This is a genomic window from Paeniroseomonas aquatica (assembly GCF_030409335.1).
Taxonomy (GTDB): domain Bacteria; phylum Pseudomonadota; class Alphaproteobacteria; order Acetobacterales; family Acetobacteraceae; genus Belnapia; species Belnapia aquatica.
Window position 1 is genome coordinate 29,724 of sequence record NZ_JAUFPN010000127.1, and the last position, 20,219, is coordinate 49,942.

At 71.9% G+C, this 20,219-nt stretch carries 19 protein-coding genes; 13 read left to right on the forward strand and 6 right to left on the reverse strand.

What is annotated here, in order from left to right; translation table 11 throughout:
* Nucleotides 1–22: 22 nt before the first annotated feature.
* Nucleotides 23–1,057 carry a sensor histidine kinase gene (locus QWZ14_RS11640; protein ID WP_290316829.1) on the reverse strand — a complete coding sequence of 345 codons (1,035 nt, stop codon included), beginning with the start codon at nt 1,055–1,057 and terminating at the stop codon, nt 23–25.
* A gap of 317 nt (nt 1,058–1,374) precedes the next feature.
* On the opposite strand from QWZ14_RS11640, the gene QWZ14_RS11645 reads away from it, so the two are divergent.
* The 3 genes from QWZ14_RS11645 (at nt 1,375) to QWZ14_RS11655 (ending at nt 4,562) form a co-directional block, all read left to right on the forward strand.
* Nucleotides 1,375–1,788 (forward strand): BLUF domain-containing protein, encoded by a 414-nt coding sequence (locus QWZ14_RS11645; RefSeq protein ID WP_290316830.1) that lies wholly within the window; start codon nt 1,375–1,377, stop codon nt 1,786–1,788.
* A 78-nt stretch (nt 1,789–1,866) separates the two neighbouring features.
* Entirely contained in the window at nt 1,867–2,958 is a 1,092-nt protein-coding gene (locus tag QWZ14_RS11650; protein ID WP_290316831.1) for a ligase-associated DNA damage response exonuclease, read from the forward strand.
* On the forward strand, nt 2,955–4,562 hold the full coding sequence (locus QWZ14_RS11655; protein WP_290316832.1) for a cisplatin damage response ATP-dependent DNA ligase: 1,608 nt from the start codon (nt 2,955–2,957) through the stop codon (nt 4,560–4,562). The genes QWZ14_RS11650 and QWZ14_RS11655 overlap by 4 nt, the downstream gene beginning before the upstream one ends.
* Here the strand turns inward: QWZ14_RS11655 and QWZ14_RS11660 are convergent.
* The gene (locus tag QWZ14_RS11660) at nt 4,532–5,266 is read right to left on the reverse strand and encodes a winged helix-turn-helix transcriptional regulator (RefSeq protein ID WP_290316833.1); all 735 of its coding nucleotides are present in this window, start codon (nt 5,264–5,266) and stop codon (nt 4,532–4,534) included. The two genes, QWZ14_RS11655 and QWZ14_RS11660, sit on opposite strands and share 31 nt — an antisense overlap.
* 60 nt (nt 5,267–5,326) lie before the next feature.
* On the opposite strand from QWZ14_RS11660, the gene QWZ14_RS11665 reads away from it, so the two are divergent.
* The 5 genes from QWZ14_RS11665 (at nt 5,327) to QWZ14_RS11685 (ending at nt 9,349) form a co-directional block, all read left to right on the forward strand.
* Nucleotides 5,327–5,743: a VOC family protein gene (locus tag QWZ14_RS11665; RefSeq protein WP_290316834.1), complete on the forward strand. Its 417-nt coding sequence runs from the start codon at nt 5,327–5,329 to the stop codon at nt 5,741–5,743.
* 79 nt (nt 5,744–5,822) lie between these two features.
* Nucleotides 5,823–6,215 (forward strand): hypothetical protein, encoded by a 393-nt coding sequence (locus QWZ14_RS11670; RefSeq protein ID WP_290316835.1) that lies wholly within the window; start codon nt 5,823–5,825, stop codon nt 6,213–6,215.
* A gap of 72 nt (nt 6,216–6,287) precedes the next feature.
* Nucleotides 6,288–7,436, forward strand: a complete 1,149-nt coding sequence (locus QWZ14_RS11675) for an ATP phosphoribosyltransferase regulatory subunit (protein WP_290316836.1) — start codon at nt 6,288–6,290, stop codon at nt 7,434–7,436.
* Between the two features lie 3 nt (nt 7,437–7,439).
* Entirely contained in the window at nt 7,440–8,729 is a 1,290-nt protein-coding gene (locus QWZ14_RS11680; RefSeq protein WP_290316837.1) for an adenylosuccinate synthase, read from the forward strand.
* 5 nt (nt 8,730–8,734) lie between these two features.
* Nucleotides 8,735–9,349 (forward strand): DNA polymerase III subunit epsilon, encoded by a 615-nt coding sequence (locus tag QWZ14_RS11685; RefSeq protein ID WP_290316838.1) that lies wholly within the window; start codon nt 8,735–8,737, stop codon nt 9,347–9,349.
* Between the two features lie 83 nt (nt 9,350–9,432).
* On the opposite strand, the gene QWZ14_RS11690 is transcribed toward QWZ14_RS11685, so the two are convergent.
* Nucleotides 9,433–10,470 (reverse strand): lipase family protein, encoded by a 1,038-nt coding sequence (locus tag QWZ14_RS11690; protein WP_290316839.1) that lies wholly within the window; start codon nt 10,468–10,470, stop codon nt 9,433–9,435.
* A 238-nt stretch (nt 10,471–10,708) separates the two neighbouring features.
* Nucleotides 10,709–12,352 carry a peptide chain release factor 3 gene (locus QWZ14_RS11695; RefSeq protein ID WP_290316840.1) on the reverse strand — a complete coding sequence of 548 codons (1,644 nt, stop codon included), beginning with the start codon at nt 12,350–12,352 and terminating at the stop codon, nt 10,709–10,711.
* 136 nt (nt 12,353–12,488) lie between these two features.
* On the opposite strand from QWZ14_RS11695, the gene QWZ14_RS11700 reads away from it, so the two are divergent.
* Genes QWZ14_RS11700 through cofC form a run of 5 tightly spaced genes read left to right on the forward strand, consistent with a single transcriptional unit; the run spans nt 12,489 to nt 16,648 of the window.
* Nucleotides 12,489–13,343: a TIGR03620 family F420-dependent LLM class oxidoreductase gene (locus QWZ14_RS11700; RefSeq protein WP_290316841.1), complete on the forward strand. Its 855-nt coding sequence runs from the start codon at nt 12,489–12,491 to the stop codon at nt 13,341–13,343.
* A gap of 9 nt (nt 13,344–13,352) precedes the next feature.
* Entirely contained in the window at nt 13,353–14,357 is a 1,005-nt protein-coding gene (fgd, locus tag QWZ14_RS11705; protein WP_290316842.1) for a glucose-6-phosphate dehydrogenase (coenzyme-F420), read from the forward strand.
* Nucleotides 14,358–14,361: 4 nt separating this feature from the next.
* Nucleotides 14,362–15,099, forward strand: coding sequence for a coenzyme F420-0:L-glutamate ligase (gene cofE, locus QWZ14_RS11710; RefSeq protein WP_290316843.1), 738 nt, complete (start codon nt 14,362–14,364; stop codon nt 15,097–15,099).
* Nucleotides 15,096–16,007: a 2-phospho-L-lactate transferase gene (gene cofD, locus QWZ14_RS11715; protein WP_290316844.1), complete on the forward strand. Its 912-nt coding sequence runs from the start codon at nt 15,096–15,098 to the stop codon at nt 16,005–16,007. Before cofE ends, cofD begins: the two co-directional genes overlap by 4 nt.
* Entirely contained in the window at nt 16,004–16,648 is a 645-nt protein-coding gene (gene cofC, locus QWZ14_RS11720; protein ID WP_290316845.1) for a 2-phospho-L-lactate guanylyltransferase, read from the forward strand. The genes cofD and cofC overlap by 4 nt, the downstream gene beginning before the upstream one ends.
* Before the next feature lie 59 nt (nt 16,649–16,707).
* On the opposite strand, the gene QWZ14_RS11725 is transcribed toward cofC, so the two are convergent.
* Nucleotides 16,708–17,700 (reverse strand): Bug family tripartite tricarboxylate transporter substrate binding protein, encoded by a 993-nt coding sequence (locus tag QWZ14_RS11725; protein ID WP_290316846.1) that lies wholly within the window; start codon nt 17,698–17,700, stop codon nt 16,708–16,710.
* 89 nt (nt 17,701–17,789) lie between these two features.
* The gene (cofH, locus tag QWZ14_RS11730) at nt 17,790–20,138 is read right to left on the reverse strand and encodes a 5-amino-6-(D-ribitylamino)uracil--L-tyrosine 4-hydroxyphenyl transferase CofH (protein ID WP_290316847.1); all 2,349 of its coding nucleotides are present in this window, start codon (nt 20,136–20,138) and stop codon (nt 17,790–17,792) included.
* Nucleotides 20,139–20,219: the final 81 nt, after the last annotated feature.

A 20,219-nucleotide genomic window follows, 5' to 3' on the forward strand; every position in this document is an offset into this window, starting at 1 on the left:
CAGATCCTGGGCGGACGCCGGCTCAGGCGCAGGCGAAGCGCAGGGTCACCCGGGTGCCGTCGTCGTTCTCGATCCGCAGGCTGGCATGGGCCTGGCGGGCCAGCCGGGGCACCAGGTGCAGCCCGAGGCAGCCCTCCGGCGTGTTGCGCTGCTGCCCGTCCGGCAGGCCGATCCCGTCGTCGGAGACCACCAGCTCGCCAAGCCCGGGCGCCGCCTGGCGCAGCTCGAGCCGGACGGTGCCGCCACGGCCGTCGGGGAAGGCATGCCGGGCCGAGTTGACGACCAGCTCGTTCACGATCAGCGCCAGGGGCGTTGCCAGCGAAACCGGCAGCGCCAGCCGCTCCTCGGCCCGCACCTCCAGCCGGATGCGCGGCTTCGCCACCACGTCGAGCGCGGTCTGCGCCGTCGCCGCCAGCTCCGGGCCGAGGTCGATCTCGGCGCCTTCGGCCACGCGGAACATCCGGTCCTGCACCAGCGTCGCCAGCATCACCCGCATCGCCGCGCCGCGGAGCGCCGCCGCCACCTCCGGGTTGGTCGCCCGGCTGGCCTGCAGCCCAAGGAAGGAGGTGGTCGCCTGGGCGTTGTTCTTCACCCGGTGATGCAGCTCGGCCAGCAACAGCTCCCGCTCCGCCAGCGCCCGCCGCCGTTCGTCGAGCGCCTGCTTCATGTCGGTGATGTCGACGCAGGAGCCGAAGTAGCCGGCGAAGGCGCTGTCCTTGCTGAAGGGACGGGCGGTGTCGAGCAGCCAGCGCCAAGCGCCGTCGTGGCGGCGCAGCCGGTAGTCGATGGAGAAGGGCTTGCGCGCCTCGAAGGCTTCGGCGGCCGCGGCCTCGAAGCGGGCGCGGTCCTCGTCATGCAGGCCTTCGGCCCAGCCGAAGCCCAGCTCGGCATCCAGCGTGCGGCCGGTGAAATCCAGCCAGGGCTGGTTGAAGAAGGCCCGCGAGCGGTCCGGCGTCGCGTGCCAAATCATCATTGGCGCATGGTCGGCCAACAGGCGGAAATGCGCGTCCAGCGCTATGCCGCCACCTCTTGCCGCCTCCGCCTGCACTGGCGACATCCAACACCCTTCATCCCTGCATCACGCAGCAATCGGCCCATCGCGGGCCCGACTTCGATTGACGCGCGAGACTGCGCGGGGTTCCCGCCCCGGGCCTCCCTAGCCGAAGAAGGGAAATACTTTCCCAAGTTCCGTGAAGCCGTCGTCATGGCGCCGTAACCCGCCCGACCGTCACGCCCTGCCGACATATCCCGCCCGCACCCTGCCGCGCCACAGGGAAATGGCCGCACCGCCGTGTGAGGCCCCGTCACCCACGACCATAGCCATGCCGGCACGGGACCTGCCAGTATCCCCGTCGAGCGGGGAAGGAAGCGGCGATGCGGCTGATGCAGTTGATCTACACCTCACGGCCCTTCGGCTTCGGCCCCGAGGCGCTGGACGACATCCTGATGAGCGCCCGCCGCCACAACCGCGCGAACGGCATCACCGGCGCCCTGATCTGCCGCGCCGATCTCTTCGTGCAGCTGCTGGAGGGGCCGCGCTCCGCCGTCACCCGCACCTTCGGCCGCATCCTGCAGGACGACCGCCACCTCGACGTCGCCCTGCTGCACGCCGATGACCTCGAGACCCGCCTCTTCCCCGGCTGGGACATGCGCGACGACCCGCCGCGCAGCTGGATGTGGAGCCTGGCCGAGGTCCGGGCCGGCGCCGCACGGGAGGCGACCGCGGCCTCGGTCCGCGCGATTTTCGCCCGGCTCGCCCAGGAGGTCGCCGAGCCCGTCCGCGGCTGAGCGGGTTCGGCGCGGGGCGGCGGCAACCCTCGCCGCCGCCAGGCATTTGAACGGATCACGAACGGGCCGCCCCGCCGCATGCCGCATCCCGAGACCTGGCTTCGCCCCACGCCTTCCGGCCTCTTCTGCGAGCCGGGCGGCTTCTACATCGACCCGGGCCGCCCGGTGGAGCGCGCCGTCGTCACCCATGGCCACGCCGACCACGCCCGGCCCGGCCATGCCGCGGTCCTCGCTACGCCGGAGACGCTGGCCATCATGCGGGCACGGATGGGGCAGGGGGCGGGCGCCACCCAGCAGCCGCTCCGCTACGGCGAGGCGCTGCGGCTCGGCGAGGTCACCCTGCGGCTGGTCCCGGCCGGGCATGTGCTCGGCTCGGCCCAGGTGGTGCTGGAGTGGCGCGGCAGCCGCGCCGTCGTCTCCGGCGACTACAAGCGCCAGGCGGATGCCACCTGCGCCCCCTTCGAGCCGGTCACCTGCGACGTCTTCGTCACCGAGGCGACCTTCGCCCTGCCGGTCTTCCGCCACCCACCGCCGGCGCAGGAGATCGCCAAGCTGCTGCACAGCCTGACGCTGTTCCCCGAGCGGACCCATGTCGTCGGCTGCTACGCGCTGGGCAAGTGCCAGCGGCTGATCACCCTGCTGCGCGCCGCCGGCTGGGACCGGCCCCTCCACCTGCACGGCGCCCAGCAGACCCTCTGCCGGCTGTACGAGGAACTGGGCGTCCCGCTGGGGGAGCTGCTGCCGGCGACCGTCGCCAACAAGGCGGCGCTGAAGGGCGCCATCGTCCTCGCCCCGCCCTCGGCCATCGCCGACCGCTGGGCCCGGCGGCTGGCCGAGCCGGTCACCGCCGTCGCCAGCGGCTGGATGCGGGTGCGCCAGCGGGCCAGGACCCGCGGCGTCGAGCTGCCGCTGGTCATCAGCGACCATGCCGACTGGGACGAGCTGAACCGCACCATCGACGAGACCGGCGCGCCCGAGGTCTGGGTCACCCATGGCCGCGACGACGCGCTGATCCATGCCCTGGCCCTGCGCGGCATCCGCGGCCGGGCGCTGCACCTGATCGGCCTGGGCGAGGACGAGGACGATGCCCTCCCGGCTGAGCCGGGTGCTTCCCCCATCCTGGCGGAGCCGGGTGCCGCCCCCCTCCCGGCCCCCGAGGCCACGGCATGAGCGTCGCCGCCTTCGCCGAGCTGCTGGAACGCCTGGTCTTCACCCCCGGCCGCAACGCCAAGCTGGCCCTGCTGCGGGACTGGTTCGCCACCCAGCCGGACCCCGAGCGGGGCATCGGCCTCGCCGCACTGACCGAGGAGCTGGTCTTCAGCGTCGCCAAGCCGGCGATGATCCGCGACCTCGCCGCCGGCCGCACCGACCCGGTGCTGCTCGCCCTCAGCCACGACTACGTCGGCGACCTCGCCGAGACGGTCGCCCTCATCTGGCCGGAACGCCAGGGCGTGAATGCCCCGCCGCCGCTGCTCTCCGAGGTGGTCGAGGCGTTGGAGGTCACGCCCAAGGCGGAGCTGCCGACACTGATCGCGGGCTGGCTGGACACGCTCGATTCCAGCGGCCGGCTGGCGCTGATCAAGCTCATCACCGGCGGCCTCCGCGTCGGCGTCTCCGGCCGCCTCGCCCGCGTCGCGCTGGCCGAATGGTCCGGCCAGCCGGTCGAGGCGCTGGAGGAGCTCTGGCATGGCATCCCACCGCCCTATGGCCCGATCTTCGACTGGCTCGAGGGCCGCGCGCCCATGCCGGACCCGCGCGACGCCCCGGTCTTCCGCCCGCTGATGCTGGCCCACCCCCTGGAGGACAAGGACCTCGCGGCGCTGGACCCCGCCGCCTGGCGGGCCGAGTGGAAATGGGACGGCATCCGCGTCCAGCTCACCGCCGGCCCCGGCGGCAGGCGGATCTGGAGCCGCGGCGGCGAGGATGTCTCCGCCGCCTTCCCGGAGATCCTGGCGGCGATGGACTTCCACGCGGTGCTGGACGGCGAGCTGCTGGTCATCCGGGACGGCGCCGTCGCCCCCTTCGCCGACCTGCAGCAGCGGCTCAACCGCAAGACCGCCGGGCCGAAGCTGCAGAAGGACCACCCCGCCGGCGTCCGCCTGTACGACCTGCTGTTCGACGGCGGCGAGGACCTGCGTCCGCTGCCTTTCGATGCGCGGCGCGCGCGGCTGGAGGCCTGGGTCGAGCGCCACGCCCCGCCGCGCATGGACCTCTCGGCCCAGATCGCCTTCGCCTCCGTGGCCCAGCTCGGCGAGGTGCGGGACGGGGCGCGGGCCGCCTCGATCGAGGGGCTGATGCTGAAGCGGGCCGACAGCGCCTATGTCGCGGGCCGGCAGAAGGGCCTCTGGTGGAAGTGGAAGCGCGACCCGCTGAGCATCGACGCCGTGCTGATGTATGCCCAGCGCGGCCATGGCAAGCGCAGCAGCTTCTACTCCGACTATACCTTCGGCCTCTGGCGCCCGGACGGGGAGGGGGGCGAGGAGCTGGTCCCGATCGGCAAGGCCTATTCCGGCTACACCGATGAGGAGCTGGGCTGGCTCGACCGCTGGATCCGCAACCACACCACCGGCCGCTTCGGCCCGGTGCGCGAGGTGGAGAAGGCGCTGGTGCTGGAAGTCATCTTCGACGCCGCCCAGCTCTCCGGCCGGCACAAGTCCGGCGTCGCGCTGCGCTTCCCCCGCATCGCCCGCATCCGCACCGACAAGCCGGCCAGCGAGGCCGACCGGCTGGAGAACCTGATGGCCTATGTGGAATCGCGCGAAGCGGTGGACTGAGCCGCGCGCAAAGAAGCCGGGGGCGCCTTCTCCGGCAGCGGGAACAGCGTCACGAAGCGCCCGGCCAGCGCCCGGTCGCCGGTGAGGCGCAGCACCCCCGCCGCCTCCAGCGCCGCCAGCGGCTGGCCGCCGTAGATCGCGCCGGCGATCACCGCCGGAGCGCCGTCGAAGACCACATCGGCGCCATCCAGCGGCCCGGCCGCGATCTCGATCCGCCCCGCCGCCAGGACGCCGAGATACCGCTCCGCCCCCAGCCGGAAGCCGATCCGCGCCGTGAGCCCTGCCGCCCGCCCCGCATCCAGCATGGTCCGCAGCGACAGCAGCAGCGAGGCCGCGCTGAAGGGCAGGGTGGGGTCATGCGCCGGGGAGCGTGCCGCCCAGCGGCCCAGCGCCTGGAAGATCGGCTCGCTCTCCAGCCCCCAGGGGGTGAGCTCATAGACCTGCACCGCCCCCGGCGGCGGCAGCCGGCGGCGCAGCAGGATACCGGCCGCCTCGAGCCCCTCCAGCCGCTGGGTCAGCACGTTGGCGCTGATCCCCGGTAGGCTGGCGCGCAGCGCGCTGAACCGGCGCGGCCCGAACATCAGCTCCCGCATCACCAGCAGCGCCCAGCGCTCCCCCACCAGATCGAGCGCATGGGCGGCGGCGCAGGCATCCGCGTACCAGCGATGCGGTGCAACGGTTGAAGTTATTTTTTCTGACTTCATGGTTGTATTTCATAACTTGATGCGGCAGGCTGGTCAAACACCAAGCGGAAGGCAAGCACCATGGCCCGGCTGATCTTCGTGAACCTGCCCGTCACCGACCTGCCGCGCTCGATCCGCTTCTACGAAGCCATCGGCGCCAGGCTGAACCCGCAGTTCAGCGACGACACCGCCGCCTGCATGGTCTTTTCCGAGACCATCCACGCCATGCTGCTCACCCACGCCAAATACGCCATGTTCACCACGAAGCCCGTGGCCGATACCCACAAGACCAGCGCCGCCCTGATCTGCCTCTCGGCCGAGGACCGCGCCGGGGTGGACCGCATGGCCGAGGCGGCCGCGCCCGCCGGCGGCCGCACCGACCCCGGCCCGGTGCAGGACCATGGCTTCATGTACGGCCGCAGCCTCGAGGATCCGGACGGCCACCACTGGGAAGTCATGTGGATGGACCTCTCGGCCATGCCGCCCCAAGCGGCCTGAGGCTTGCCGTGGCGCAAGGGCGCATGACGCCGGCGGGTCCCCGGGCTAGGCTCCGGCAGCCCCCGGAGCCGGCCCCGCCATGCAATTCAACCACGTCGCCAACCGCCTCGCGCCCGAGTATTTCGAGACGGTGGTGGAGATGCTGACCACCCAGCTCCGCTTCGTCATCCTCCGCCGGACCGAGCGCGCCATCTGGCTCCGCCAGCCCGGCGCCAACGTCGACCTCCAGTTCAGCCGCAGCCCCACCCCGGGACGCGATGCCGACAAGCTGCGCTCCCAGGTCGCCTTCCTCAGCGAGACGCCGCGGCAGGATCTCGAGGCGCTCGCCGCCTGGGCCGCAGCACATGGGATGGAGGCGTCGGTCGGCGCCTATTCGGACCGCGAATTCTACCTCGATGCCCCCGCCGCCTTCGTCGATTTCGTCATCGAGGCGATGCGGCCGGAGCTGGCCGATTACGGCGTCACCGCCTGAGCCGGTCGCGGGCCTGCCGCGCATGCTCCCGGGCTTGCATCCCTCACTCCCCCCTGCCAAACCCGCGCCCGCATGACCGATGATGTCCCCAATCCAGCCCTGCTCCCCGCCGGGCTCATGGATCTGCTGCCGCCCGAGGCCGAGCGCGAGGCGGTGCTGGTCGAGGCGCTGATGGCGGCCTTCGCCGGCCATGGCTACGAGCGCGTCAAGCCGCCGCTGCTGGAATTCGAGGACAGCCTGCTCGCCGGCTCCGGCGCCGCGGTCGCCGAGCAGACCTTCCGGCTGATGGACCCGGTCAGCCAGCGGATGATGGGGCTGCGCGCCGATACCACCCCCCAGGTCGCCCGCATCGCCGCCACCCGCCTCGGCCTGCAGTCCCGCCCGCTGCGGCTCTGCTACGCCGGCCAGGTGCTGCGCGTCCGCGGCACCCAGCTCGCCCCCGAGCGGCAGCTGCCGCAGACCGGCATCGAGCTGATCGGCAGCGCCGCGCCGGAGGCCGATGCCGAGGTCGCCCTGGTCGCCGCCGAAGCCCTGGCCCGGGCCGGCGTCGCCAGCGTCTCGCTGGACGTCACCCTGCCGACCATGACCCCGGCCCTGCTGGAGGCCGCCGGCGTCCCCGCGGCGCTGCGCCAGCGCCTGGCCCTGGCGCTGGACCGCAAGGATGCCGCCGCCACCGCCGAGCTGGCCGCGCAGGCCGGGCCGCTCGCCGCCGCCCTGCCGGTGCTGCTCGCCGCCGCCGGCCCGGCCGATGGGGCGCTGGCGGCGCTGGCCTCGCTCGACCTGCCGCCCGCCGCCCGGGCCATCGCCGACAACTCCCGCGCCGTCATCGCCGCCATCCGCGCGCGGGAGCCCAGGCTCCGCATCACCCTCGACCCGGTCGAGTTCCGCGGCTTCCGCTACCACGTCGGCGTCGCCTTCACCCTGTACGGACCCGGCGCCACCGGGGAGCTGGCCCGCGGCGGCCGCTACGTCTCGGCGAATGACGAGCCGGCGACGGGCATGAGCCTCTACCCCGATGCCGTGCTCCGCGCCGCCACCCGGACCCCGCCGCGGCCGCGGGTCTTCATCCCGCTCGGCGCGCCGCAGGATGCGGTGCGGGCGCTGCGGGACCAGGGTTTCGCCACCGTCGCCGCCCTGGCACCCACGGATGCCCCGGCCGCGCTACGCTGCACCCATGTCCTGCGGGACGGTGCCGCATTGCCATTCAACAAGGACGACTGAGCAATGGCCAATGTCGCGGTGATCGGCGCCCAATGGGGCGACGAGGGCAAGGGCAAGGTGGTGGACTGGCTGGCCAGCCGGGCCGATATCGTCGTGCGCTTCCAGGGCGGCCACAACGCCGGCCACACGCTGGTCGTCGGTGAGCAGACCTACAAGCTCAGCCTGCTGCCCTCCGGCGTGGTCCGCGGCAAGCTGGGCATCATCGGCAACGGCGTGGTGCTGGACCCGCAGGCGCTGCTGGACGAGATCGCCAAGGTCGCGGCCCAGGGCCTCTCGGTCACGCCCGAGAACCTCCGCATCGCCGAGAACACCCCGCTCATCCTGCCGCTGCACCCGGCGCTGGACAAGGCGCGCGAGGCCGCCCGCGGCGAGGACAAGATCGGTACCACCGGGCGCGGCATCGGCCCGGCCTACGAGGACAAGGTCGGCCGCCGCTCCATCCGCCTCTGCGACCTGGCCGAGCCCGCCACCCTCTCGGCCAAGCTCGATGAGCTGCTGCTGCACCACAACAGCCTGCTGCGCGGCCTTGGCGCCCCGGAATTCGAGAAGCAGGCGCTGCTGGACGGCCTGCTGGCGCTCGCCCCGAAGCTGCTGCCCTTCTCGGAAGCCATCTGGGAACGGCTGGACGCGACCCGCCACAACGGCCAGCGCGTGCTCTTCGAGGGCGCCCAGGCCGTCATGCTCGACGTCGACCACGGCACCTACCCCTACGTGACCAGCAGCAATACCTGCGCCGGCGCGGCGGCGGCAGGCGCCGGCATCGGACCGGATGCCATCGGCATGGTGCTCGGCATCGCCAAGGCCTATTCGACCCGGGTCGGCAGCGGGCCTTTCCCGACCGAGCTGAAGGACGAAATCGGCCAGGGCCTCGGCGAGCGGGGCCGCGAATTCGGCACCGTCACCGGCCGCCCGCGCCGTTGCGGCTGGTTCGACGCCTGCATGGTCCGCCAGGCGGTCAAGACGGGGGGCATCCAGGGCCTGGCGCTGACCAAGCTCGACGTGCTCGACGGCCTGACCGAGCTGAAGATCTGCACCGGCTACACCATCAAGGGCGAGACCTTCCGCCGGCTGCCGGCCGCCGCCGGCGCCCAGGCCGCGGCCGAGCCGGTCTATGAGATCCTGGAAGGCTGGACCACCTCCACCCGCGGCGCCCGTTCCTACGGGGAACTGCCGGCGGCGGCGGTGAAATACGTCCGGCGGATCGAGGAGCTGGTCGAGGCCCCGGTGGTGCTGCTCTCCACCAGCCCGGACCGCGACGACACCATCACCCTGCGCGATCCCTTCGCCGGCTGATCCGGGTGGCGGACACGGTCTTCGTCGTCACCGACATCGAGGCCGACGGGCTGCGCCCGGGCGAGCATTCGATGATCAGCTTCGCCTCGGTCGCCATCACCGAGGCGACCGGCGAGGACGTCGGCCGCTTCGCCGCGACGCTGCGGCCGGTGCCGGGCCTGGCCACCGAGCCGGCGACCATGGACTGGTGGCGGACCGAGCCCGAGGCCTGGGCCGCCGCCACCCGCGACCCGCGTGACCCGGCCGCGGTCATGGCCGATTACGTCGCCTGGGTCCGCGCCCTGCCGGGTCCGGCGGTCTTCGTCGGCCAGCCGACCCTGTTCGATGGCGCCTGGATCGCCTGGTACCTCTGGCGCTTCGCCGGGGTCCGGCTCCTCCATGGGCCCCGGCCGGGCAGGCCGTTGTTCGAGGGCGGCGGCCTCGACCTCGCCTCCTTCGCCATGGGCGCCACCGGCCGCCGCTATGCCGAGAGCGACCGGTCCCGTTGGCCGGCTGCCTGGTACGGCGGGCATGGGCACACCCATTGTGCCCTGGATGATGCCCTGGGCTACGCCGCCGCACTGCGGCACCTGCTGGCCACGGCGCGGCGGCAGGCCAGCCCAGAGCAAACTCCGATCTGATGGACTCATCAGACCGGAGATGTTTGCTCGCCAGAACAACAGGCTAGAGCGGGCTCCGTGAGCCGGTGCGAACGGAACCCGCTCTAGCCCAGGAGGTGCAGGCCGTGGCCGAGCTGGGTCAGTTCGTCCCGCGCTATGGTGAAGGCGTCGTTGCCCGTCGCCACCGCATCGGCCCGCAAGGCGCCGGCCCAGGCCTCGAACAGCCCCTGGGCGGCCTGCGGGTCCCGGCCGTCGCCGTCGTAGATGGCCCGCAACGCCAGCAACCCGGCATCGGCCACCGGCGCCTCCGGCACCACCACCTCCTGCTCCGGCTGCGCCGCCGCCAGGGCGACGCTGCCGGCATAGAGCTCCGGCGCATGCTGGCCGACGTCCAACTGGGCCAGCCCGGCCACCGCCGCCGCCGGCGAGACCACCCCGTCGTGCCCCGGCAGCACCACGAGCTCGCCACGGTTCTGGTAGTTCACCGTCAGGCTGCCGAGGCTCGCCAGGGCCTGGTCCGCGGTCAGCCCGGGGAAAGCCGCTGCCGCCTCACGTGCGGCAAGCTGCGCCAGGGCCGGCTCGGCACGCAGGATCTCCCCTACCTCGGCCCGATGCGCGCCGAGCGCCACCGCGGGATCGTCGGCGATGACGAAATTCGTCACCCGCGCATCATCGCCGGCCGGCAGGAGGGCACCGGGCGAGCCGAAGGTGGTCGCGTCATGGGCCAGGCCACCGGGCTGGTCCGGGTGCTCCGCCATATAGAGCTGCGCCATGGCGCCGCCGAGGCTATGGCCGGTGACCACCACCTGGTCGTAGCGGCCGCTCGCCGCCGCCGCGTCCACCGCCTGGATCAGCGAGGCGAACAGCGGGTAGTCCGCGTTGATGTTCTGCAGGTCGTGCAGGCTGTCGGTCGCGTCGTCGCTGCCGCGGAAGGCGACGATCAGGCTGTCCTTGCCGTCGAGGGTCGCCTCGGTGGCGAGGGCGGCGGCATTGGCGCTGTGGAAGACGCCGCCGGCGTAGGTCTCGCCGGCGCTGAGGGTCACCGGCAGGCTGGCGGCGACGAAGCCGGTCGGCAGGACCGGGGTGTCGGCATAGGCGTCGAGCGAAAGCTGCGCCAGAACGGCGTCCGTTGCGGTCGTCAAGGATGTCTCTCCTGCGAGGGCCGCCCGGGTCAGGGGCGGGGAGGCGGGTCGGCACCCTCAAGGGGTGGGCCACGCCGGGGCCGCGGGTCGCGGCACTCACGGATGAAACACACCGGACGGCGCCAGGGTTCCGCCGCCAGACCGTGAACCGCGCTTCCGGCAGCGCGGATCACGGTCCAGCTCATTGTTTGGTCACGCGATTCACGCCTTTCGGTGGGTCCACCCGGACGATCGCGCTCTACCGCTTGATCAGCTCCAGCCCATGCTGTTCCCGCACCGCATGGAAGCGCAGCATCGGCCATTCCTCCTCGGCCCGGTTGCGCCGCCAGTCGGAGCTGAAGAAGGCCACCAGCTCGCCGTCGTGATCCTCGCCGGCATCCCGCCGGCTGGCGGTGGCGAAGCGGTCCAGCGCCGCCTTGTCGGCGGCATCCACCGGGGTGACCCAGCGCATCATCGACCAAATGGTGTCGTCGAAGCCGGCGGGGACGCCGTATTCCACCTTCAGCCGGCTGGCAAGCACGTCGAGCTGCAGCTGCCCGACGACGCCGACCACCGGGTTCGACCCGTCCAACGGCCGGAACAGCTGCACCACGCCCTCCTCGGCGAGCTGGGAGAGCGCGGTCTTCAGCTTCTTCGCCAGCATCGGGTCCTCGAGCCGGACGTGGCGGAGGATTTCCGGCGCGAAGCTCGGCACCCCCCGGAAATTCAGCGCCTCTCCCTCGGTCAGGGTATCGCCGATCCGCAAGGTGCCGTGGTTGGCGACGCCGACCACATCCCCCGGCCAGGCTTCCTCCGCCACCTGGCGGTCCTTGGCGAAGAAGAACAGCGGCGCGTTGACCGGAACCTGCTTGCCGGTCCGGGTCTGGCGCAGCCGCATCCCCTTCACCAGCTTGCCGGAACAGAGCCGGACGAAGGCCACCCGGTCCCGGTGGTTCGGGTCCATGTTGGCCTGCACCTTGAAGACGAAGCCGGTCAGCGCCGGCTCGCCCGGCTCCACTGCGCGGGTATCGGCGCTGCGGGCCTGCGGCGGCGGGGCGTAGCGGGCGAGGCCGTCCAGCAGGTGGCCGATGCCGAAGTCGCGGAGCGCGCTGCCGAAGAAGACCGGCGTCAGGGTGCCCTGGCGGAAGGCCTCCAGGTCGAATTCGGGGCAGCCGGCCTCGGCCAGGCCCACTTCCTCGGCCAGGGCCGCGGCGCGGGCGGCACCAACCAGCCCGGCCAGCTTCGGGTCCTCCGGCCCGTCCATGTCGACGGCGGAGCGGTCGTCGGCGTCCACCGGCAGGAAGTGGCGGTCGAGCATGTCCCAGGTCCCGGCGAATTCCGAGGCACGCCCGACCGGCCAGGCGACCGGGGCGGCGTCGAGGGCCAGGGTCTGCTCGATCTCCTCCAGCAGCTCGAAGGGCTCGCGCGCCTCCCGGTCCATCTTGTTGATGAAGGTGATGATCGGGATGTCGCGCAGGCGGCACACCTCGAACAGCTTCTTGGTCTGCGCCTCTATGCCCTTCGCCGCGTCGAGCACCATGACGGCGGCATCCACCGCGGTCAGGGTACGGTAGGTGTCTTCCGAGAAATCCTCGTGGCCCGGCGTATCCAGCAGGTTGAAGACCAGCCCGCCGCGCTCGAAGGTCATGACCGAGGTGGCGACCGAGATCCCGCGGTCCTGCTCGATCTTCATCCAGTCCGACCGGGTCCGCCGGGCATTGCCCTTGGCCCGCACGGCCCCCGCGAGCTGGATGGCGCCGCCGCGCAGCAGCAGCTTCTCGGTCAGGGTGGTCTTGCCGGCGTCGGGGTGGGCGATGATGGCGAAGGTGCGCCGCCGGGCCGCCTCGGCCGAAACCTGGTTCGGGGCCTCCGCAACGGATTCGGCCGGAGTAAGGGCGTCCACGGGCAGATCTCTTCTCGGGTCAGGGTTGCCCACGATCTAGTCGTCCGGGGCCCCCAAGACCAGAGCCCCGAGGGGGGATGGTGTGGACAGGACGGCCCGGCGGGACAATGTTAGCCGCCAAACGGAGGGACTGGGCATGGAACTGGGACGTCTCGGGGTCTGGTACCCGACCGACCGGCTGGACGCTGCCCAACTGGCGGCGCTGGCCCGCAGCGTGGAGCAGCTGGGCTACGGCACCTTCTGGTACCCGGAGAGCCGCGGCTATGAATCCTTCTCCCTCGCCGCCCATCTGCTGGCCTCGACGACGACCCTCAATGTCGGCAGCTCCATCGCCAATATCTATGCCCGGGATGCCTTCACCGCCCAGCGCGGCATGGCGACGCTGAATGCGCTGAACGGCGGCCGCTTCATCCTCGGCCTCGGCGTCAGCCATATCCCGATGGTCGAGGGCCTGCGCGGCCACCGCTACGACAAGCCGATCCCGGCCATGCGCGCCTATCTCGACGGCATCCAGAAGGACACCACCGAGGACTGGCCCATTGCGCTGGCCGCCCTTGGCCCGAAGATGCTGGAGCTCGCCGGCAAACGCACCCGCGGCGCCGTGCCCTACAACGTGACGCCGGAGCATACGGCACTGGCCAAGTCCATCCTCGGCCCCGACAAGTGGCTGGCGGTGGAGCAGAAGGTCTGCGTCGAGACCGACCTTGCCAAGGCCCGCGCCCTGGGGCGGAAAGAACTCTCCCGCTACATGGCGCTGCCGAACTACGCCAACAACTGGCTGCGCATCGGCTTCACTGAGGCCGACCTGGCCGATGGCGGCAGCGACCGCTTCATCGATGCCATGGTCCTCTCGGGCGACGCCGCGGCGGTCAAGGAAAGGCTCCGCGCCCATTTCACCGCCGGCGCCACCCATCTCTGCATCCAGCCCGTCCATGCCGAGGGCGACTTCGCCGCCCGCGACGCCATGTTCGCCGCGCTGGCGGATACGTAAGGAAGACCCATGCTCACCATCGGCTACAAGGCGTCCGCCGAGCAGTTCGCGCCAAGCAAGCTGCTCGACTTCGGCATCCTGGCGGAGCAGGCCGGGTTCGACAGCTGCTTCATCTCGGACCACTTCCAGCCCTGGAAGCACACCGACGGCCACGCGCCCTATTCGCTGGCCTGGCTCGGCGCGCTCGGCGCCCGCACCTCGAAGCTGGTGATGGGCACCAGCGTGATGACGCCGACCTTCCGCTACCACCCCTCCATCGTGGCCCAGGCCTTCGGCACGCTCGGCGCCATGTTCCCCGGCCGCGTCATCCTCGGCATCGGCACCGGGGAGGGGTTGAACGAGGTGCCCTCCACCGGCGCCGTCTGGCCGGAGTTCAAGGAACGCTTCGCCCGCATGCGGGAAGCCGTCACCCTGATGCGCCAGCTCTGGTCCGAGGAGCGCGTCACCTTCGAGGGCACCTACTACCGCACCGAGAAGGCCACCATCTACGACAAGCCGGAGCAGATGGTGCCGATCTACGTCGCCGCCGCCGGCGCCCTGGTCGCCAAATATGCCGGCCGCGCCGGCGACGGCTTCATCTGCACCAGCGGCAAGAAGCCCGAGCTCTACACCGAGACCCTGCTGCCGAACGTGGCTGCGGGGCTGGAAGCCGCTGGCAAGCCGAAGCCCAACTACGACCGCATGATCGAGATGAAGGTCTCCTTCGACACGGACAAGCAGCGTGCGCTGGAGGACACCCGCCACTGGGCGGCGCTGGCGCTCTCGCCCGAGGAGAAGATGTCGGTCGAGGACCCCGCCGAGATGGAGCGCCTGGCCGATGCCCTGCCGCTCGAGCGCGCCGCCAGCCGCTGGATGGTCTCGAACGACCCGGAGGAGCTGGTCGAGCGCATCGGCACCTACGTCGCCCTCGGCTTCAACCACCTGGTCTTCCATGCCCCCGGCCCGGATCAGGCGCGCTTCCTGACCCTGTTCGGCGAGCACGTCGCCCCCTTGCTGCGCCGGCGCTTCGGCTGAGGCGATGCGCCGGCTGGAACTGATCGCGCTGCCCGGCCTGCCGATGGTCGCGGCGGGAGACGATCTCGCTGCGCTGATCGAGGCCGGGCTCGCCCGCGCCGGGTTGGCGCTGGTCGAGGGCGACGTGCTGGTCCTCGCCCAGAAGATCGTCAGCAAGGCCGAGGGCCGCAGCGTGGCCCTGGCCGATGTGCAGCCCACGCCGGAGGCCGAGGCGCTGGCCGCGCGCACGGGCAAGGATCCGCGCTTCGTCCAACTGGTTCTTGCCGAAAGCCAGCGCGTGGTCCGCGCCCGGCCGGGGTTGCTGATCGTCCAGCACCGGCTCGGCTTCGTCTCCGCCAATGCCGGCATCGACCAGTCGAACCTCGGCCAGGAGGGCCATGCGCTGCTGCTGCCGCGGGACCCCGATGGCAGCGCCGCCGCGCTCGCCGCCCGGTTCGGCTGCCCCGTCGTCATCTCGGACAGCTTCGGCCGGGCCTGGCGGCGGGGGACCGTCGGCGTGGCGATCGGCGCCGCCGGCCTGCCTGCGCTGTGGGATTTGCGCGGCCGGCCGGATCTGTTCGGCCGCACCCTGCAGGTCAGCATCAGCGGCTTCGCTGACGAGATCGCGGCTAGCGCCTCCCTGCTTCAGGGCCAGGGCGCCGAGGCGCAGCCGGTGGTGCTGGTCCGCGGCCTCGCCTGGGACGCCCCGCCCAACCCCGCCGCCGAGTTGATCCGCCCGGAGTCCGAGGATTTGTTCCGATGATCATCGCGCTCTCGGGCGGCATCGGCGGCGCCAAGCTGGCGCTCGGCCTCAGCCAGGTGCTGCCGCCCGGGGAGCTGCTCATCGTCGCCAATACCGGCGACGACTTCGAGCACCTCGGCCTCAGCATCTCCCCGGATATCGACACGCTGACCTATGCCCTGGCCGGGCTCGACAATACCGAGCTGGGTTGGGGCCGGCGCGACGAGACCTGGTCCTTCATGGAGACGCTGGGGGCGATCGGCGGCGAAACCTGGTTCCGCCTCGGCGACCGCGACCTGGCGCTGCATGTGGAGCGCACGCGGCGCCTGTGCGCGGGTGAGACGCTGTCGGCCGTGACCGCCGATGTCGCCCGCCGCCTCGGGATCGCGCCGCGGCTGCTGCCGATGAGCGACGATCCGGTCCGCACCCGCATCCTGAGCGATGGCGTCTGGATCGACTTTCAGGACTGGTTCGTCCGCCAGCGCTGCGCCCCGGCCTTCCACGGGCTGGAATTCGCCGGTGCCGCCGAGGCCCGGCCGCAGCCCGAATTATTGGCCGCGCTGCGGGCCGGGCCGCGGGCGGTGGTGATCTGCCCCTCCAACCCCTTCATCAGCATCGAGCCGATCCTGGCCGTGCCGGGCCTTCGCGCCGCCATCGCCGCTTGCGGCGCGCCGGTCATCGCCGTCTCCCCGATCATTGCCGGCCAGGCGGTGAAGGGGCCGACCGCGACCATGTTCGCGCAATCCGGCACGGCGCCCAGCGCGGCCGCCGTCGCCGCGCGCTATGCGGATATCCTGACCCATTACGTCATGGAGCCGGGCGACGACGCGGCCGGCATCGCCGCCCGGGTCAGCCGCGCACCGATCTTGATGCGGACGCTGGAGGACAAGATTTCACTCGCTCGTGCCGTACTGGCCGCCATCGGATGATCTGGGCGATCCTGCCGGTGAAGGAGCTGGAGGGCGCCAAGCAACGCCTCTCGCCGCATCTCCCGCCCGATCTCCGCCGCGCGCTGATGCAGGTGATGATCGGGGAGGTGCTGGAGGCGCTGCTCGCCGCGCGCGGCCTCGCCGGGGCGATGCTGGTGACGCTCGATCCCTGGGCCACGGCGCTTGCCGCGCGGCTCGGCGCCCGGGTGACGACCGAGGGGGCGCGGGATGGCCATACCGGCAGCGTCACCGCCGGTGCGCGCCTATTGGCCCGCGAAGGCGCCAGCGGCGTCCTGACCATGCCCGGCGACATCCCCGCGGTGACCGCGGCCGAGGTCGAGGCGGTGCTGGCCGCACATGGTCCCGCGCCCGCCTTCACCATCGCCCCCGCGCATGACGAACTCGGCTCGAACGCCGTGCTGATGTCGCCGCCGCTCGCGGTGCCGCTGCGCTTCGGCGAGGACAGCTATGTCCCGCATCTGGCCGCCGCCCGCGCCGTGGGGATCGAGCCGCGTGTCGTGCCCTTGCCCGGCATCGGCATGGACATCGACCACCCCGCGGATTTGCTCGCCTTCGCCCGCCTACCGGAGGCGAAGGGCACCCGCACCCTGGCATTCCTGCACGAACACGGCCTGACCTAACTCAGAAAAAGGAATGGGGGGGCTTGGGGAGGAAACACCTTTTCCTCCCCAACCTTGCCTCACTCCATCGTCGCGCCGGACTGCTCCACCAGCGCCTGCCACACCTTCTCCTGCGCCTGCAGGTATTCGCCGAAGGCTGCCGGCGTCGCATCGGCGACCGGGGTGAAGCCGATCGGCTCCATCCGCTGGCGGAAGGCGTCCGAGTTGACGACCTCGGTGATGGCCTTGTGCAGCAGGGCGATGCGGTCCGCCGGCACGCCGGTGGGGGCGTTGACCGCGTACCAGCTCTGCATGTCGATGTTGGCGTTGGGCAGCAGCTCCTTCATCGCCGGCACCTCGCGCAGCTCCGGCACGTAGGTGATGCGCTCGGCGCTGCCGACGGCGAGCGGGCGGAAGCTGCCCTCGCGGATGTTGCCGATCGCCGCCGGGATGACGTCGAACATCATGTCGATGTTGCCGGCCAACAGGTCCTGGAAGGCCGGCCCGCCGCCGCGATAGGGCACGTGGGTGATGTCGACGCCGGCCGCGCGCTTGAGGGACTCGATGGCCAGGTGGCTGACGGTGCCGGTGCCGGAGGAGCCCATGGTGAGCTTGCCCGGGTCCTTCTTCGCCGCGGCGATCAGCTCGGCGAAGGTCTTGATCGGGCTGCGGCCATTTACGATCAGCACCACCGTGCCGGTCGTCACCCGGGTGATCGGCGCCAGCTCGCGCAGCGGGTCCAGCGGCATCGACTTGCGGAACAGGAACTTGTTGGCACACAGGATGGAGGCCGAGCCCAGCAGCATGCTGTAGCCGTCCTTCTCCGCCTTGGCGACGGCATCGGCACCGATGTTACCGCCGGCGCCGCCCTTGTTCTCGACGATCACGGTCTGCCCGAGGATCGTCCCCAGGCGCTCCGCCAGGAAGCGGCCGGTGAGGTCCACGGCGCCGCCGGGGGCGAAGGGCACCACGATCCGCAGCGACCGGGTCGGGAAGGCGGCCTGGGCGGAGGCCGAGGAGAGGGCGGGCAGGGTGAGGGCGGCAGCCCCCAGCAGGGCGCGACGATGCAGCATCGGTGGTCTCCGGCAGGGTTCTTTGGCGCAGCCTTAACGCGCCACCGCCGAAAAGACGATGGCCGGCCGCCGGTCGAACCGCCCGCGGATCAACCGGCCAGCGCCGGCTTCCGCCGTGGCGCGGTCTGCACCACCGCGGTCAGCTCGGCCGCGGCGTAGGAGGCCTGCTTCCGCTCCTCCGGCACCGCGCCGTAGAGGGTGGTGCGCTGCTCGGGATGCCGGCCGATGGAGCGGATCAGGGATTCCATCGCATCGGGCGGGAATTCCTGGCCGTGCTGGGTGCCGGCGGCGCGGCTGATGCTCTCGTTCATCAGGGTGCCGCCGAGGTCGTTCGCCCCGGCCTGCAGCGCCAGCGCGGCGCCGGCCGGGCCCATCTTCACCCAGCTTGTCTGGATGTTGGTGATATGGGGGTGGAGGACCAGCCGCGCCACGCTGTGCATCAGCACCGCCTCGCGGAAGGTCGGCCCGCGCCGGGCCAGGCCCCGGAGGTACATCGGCGCTTCCATATGCACGAAGGGCAGGGGGACGAATTCGGAGAAGCCGCCCGTTTCCGCCTGGAGGTCACGCAGCGCCAGCAGGTGCCGGGCCCAGTTCTTCGAGGTCTCGACATGGCCGTACATGATGGTGCTGGTGGTGCGCAGCCCGAGGCCATGCGCGGTGCGGGCGACCGCCAGCCATTCCGCGGTGTTCACCTTGTCCGGGCAGATGATGGCGCGGATCTCGTCGTCGAGGATTTCCGCCGCCGTGCCCGGCAGGGTGCCGAGCCCGGCCGCCTTCAGCCGCGCGAGATAGTCGTGCAGCGAGAGGCCCAAGGTCGCCGCGCCCTGCGTCACCTCCAGCGGGGAGAAGGCATGGATATGCATCTCCGGCAGCACCGCGCGAATCGCGGCGCAGATGCCGGCATAGGTATCCCCGGTGTAGTCCGGGTGGATGCCGCCCTGCAGGCAGACCTCGGTGGCGCCACGGTCCCAGGCCTCCACCGCGCGGCGGACGATCTCGCCGTGGTCGAGGTCGTAGGCGGGACCGCGCAGCGCCTCATGCGTCTTGCCCTTGCTGAAGGCGCAGAAGGTGCAGCGGTAGGTGCAGATGTTGGTGTAATTGATGTTGCGGTTCACGACGTAGCGGACGGTCTCGCCACTGACCGCCCGGCGCAGCGCATCGGCCGCCGCGGTGACATGGGCATGGTCGGCATCGCGGGCCGCGAAGAGGTGCATGATGTCGGGCGCCTCCAGCCGCGCGCCCGCGGCGCCGCGTTCCACCAGCCGCGCCAGCCCGGCATCGGCGCGCGTCAGCCGGGCCGCCGGCAGCGTCGGCGGCGTGGTCTCGCCGGGGGACCAGCTATCGCCCCGCGCCCATCCCTCGGCATCGCTCGCCTGCCGCACCAGAGTCGCCACCGCCGGCGCCAGCCAGGCCTCCGGCGCGCGGGCATAGGCCGGGTAGGCCGGCAGCCGCTGGACCAGCACCTTGCCGCCCTCCGCCGTACGGGCCGCCAGGGCTTCCAGCGCCGGCCAGGGTGCCTCCGGGTTCACATGGTCCTGGGTCACCGGGGAGACCCCGCCCCAGTCGTTCAGCCCCGCCGCCACCAGCCGCTGATAGACACCCGGCGAGAGGTTCGGCGGCGCCTGGATATTGGCCTCGGCGCCCAGGATCACCCGCGCCGCGGCGATGGTCCAGAGCAGGTCCTCGAGGTCCGGCTCCTCCGCCTCGGCCAGCTTGGTCGCCGGCTTGGCGCGGAAATTCTGGATGATGGTTTCCTGGATATGGCCGTGCTCGGCATGCAGCGCGGCGATGGCCCGCAGCGCCTCCAGCCGCTCCGCCCGGGTCTCGCCGATGCCGATCAGGATGCCGGTGGTGAAGGGCACCCGCAGCTCCCCGGCCAGCCGCAGCACCTCCAGCCGCGCCGCCGGGTCCTTGTCCGGGCTGCCGTAGTGGACGCCGCCGGCCTCGCAGAGCCGGGTGCTGGTGCTTTCCAGCATGATCCCCTGGCTGGCGGTGACCTCGCGCAGCGCGGCGATCTCCCCCCGCGTCATCAGCCCCGGATTCGCATGCGGCAGCAGCCCGGTCTCCCGCAGCACCAGCCCGCACATCGCCACCAGGTAGTCGATGGTGGTGGCGTAGCCGAGCGCCGCCAGCCCCTCCCGCGCCGCGCGCCAGCGCAGTTCCGGCTTGTCGCCCAGGGTGAAGAGCGCCTCGGTGCAGCCCGCCGCCGCCCCGGCGCGGGCGATCGCCAGCACTTCCTCCGGTGAGAGGAAGGCGGCATGCCCCTCGCGCGGCTTCTCCGCGAAGGTGCAGTAGTGGCAGACGTCGCGGCATAATTTGGTGAGCGGGATGAAGACCTTGCGCGAATAGGACACCAGCCTTCCATGGCCGGCATCGCGCAGCGCCGCCGCCTCCGCCATCAGCGCGTCCAGCGGCATCGTCAGAAGCCGGTCCTGCACGGTATTCATTCCCTTACCCTTGCTCGCCTCGGCGACTGGCCGCATCGTGTGGGAAGGCCCGGCGGGATGCAATGCGCGGGG

Coding starts and splice junctions, on each gene's coding strand:
- QWZ14_RS11675 (WP_290316836.1), top strand. CDS start 6,288: ATGACCGATGATGTCCCCAATCCAGCCCTGCTCCCCGCCGGGCTCATG.
- QWZ14_RS11645 (WP_290316830.1), top strand. CDS start 1,375: ATGCGGCTGATGCAGTTGATCTACACCTCACGGCCCTTCGGCTTCGGC.
- QWZ14_RS11700 (WP_290316841.1), top strand. CDS start 12,489: ATGGAACTGGGACGTCTCGGGGTCTGGTACCCGACCGACCGGCTGGAC.
- QWZ14_RS11640 (WP_290316829.1), bottom strand. CDS start 1,057: ATGTCGCCAGTGCAGGCGGAGGCGGCAAGAGGTGGCGGCATAGCGCTG.
- cofD (WP_290316844.1), top strand. CDS start 15,096: ATGATCATCGCGCTCTCGGGCGGCATCGGCGGCGCCAAGCTGGCGCTC.
- QWZ14_RS11655 (WP_290316832.1), top strand. CDS start 2,955: ATGAGCGTCGCCGCCTTCGCCGAGCTGCTGGAACGCCTGGTCTTCACC.
- QWZ14_RS11650 (WP_290316831.1), top strand. CDS start 1,867: ATGCCGCATCCCGAGACCTGGCTTCGCCCCACGCCTTCCGGCCTCTTC.
- cofC (WP_290316845.1), top strand. CDS start 16,004: ATGATCTGGGCGATCCTGCCGGTGAAGGAGCTGGAGGGCGCCAAGCAA.
- fgd (WP_290316842.1), top strand. CDS start 13,353: ATGCTCACCATCGGCTACAAGGCGTCCGCCGAGCAGTTCGCGCCAAGC.
- QWZ14_RS11680 (WP_290316837.1), top strand. CDS start 7,440: ATGGCCAATGTCGCGGTGATCGGCGCCCAATGGGGCGACGAGGGCAAG.
- QWZ14_RS11660 (WP_290316833.1), bottom strand. CDS start 5,266: ATGAAGTCAGAAAAAATAACTTCAACCGTTGCACCGCATCGCTGGTAC.
- QWZ14_RS11725 (WP_290316846.1), bottom strand. CDS start 17,700: ATGCTGCATCGTCGCGCCCTGCTGGGGGCTGCCGCCCTCACCCTGCCC.
- QWZ14_RS11665 (WP_290316834.1), top strand. CDS start 5,327: ATGGCCCGGCTGATCTTCGTGAACCTGCCCGTCACCGACCTGCCGCGC.
- QWZ14_RS11670 (WP_290316835.1), top strand. CDS start 5,823: ATGCAATTCAACCACGTCGCCAACCGCCTCGCGCCCGAGTATTTCGAG.
- cofE (WP_290316843.1), top strand. CDS start 14,362: ATGCGCCGGCTGGAACTGATCGCGCTGCCCGGCCTGCCGATGGTCGCG.